Source organism: Gemmiger formicilis, assembly GCF_016901605.1.
Classification (GTDB): Bacteria; Bacillota; Clostridia; order Oscillospirales; family Ruminococcaceae; genus Gemmiger; species Gemmiger formicilis_B.
Genome location: NZ_JACJKP010000899.1, coordinates 1 through 219, shown reverse-complemented (window position 1 = coordinate 219; position 219 = coordinate 1). Strand labels below are relative to the sequence as shown.

The following is a 219-nucleotide window of genomic DNA, read 5'->3' as shown; positions in this document are numbered from 1 at the left end:
AGAAACCAAGCATCATATGGATGCATTCATCTATACAACCAAGGTGTTCAGCAAGAACATTTGGAATAACCTCCCATGACATAGGTGTATATTTCTTCCCATTTACCGTGTTTTACCGTACTGAAAATGTCTTTCGCTGGTGTGAAATGGTAACGGAAGAGAAACAAGTAAAGCAAAGCATAGAAGAAAGGGCTGCAACGCGTTACCAGGCTTTGACAC

General features: G+C 41.1%; 1 protein-coding gene. It reads left to right on the top strand.

Annotated elements, in window-relative coordinates; all coding sequences use genetic code 11:
* On the top strand, positions 1 to 219 hold a 219-nt coding region (locus H6B10_RS17180), incomplete at both ends, for a hypothetical protein (protein ID WP_204652536.1).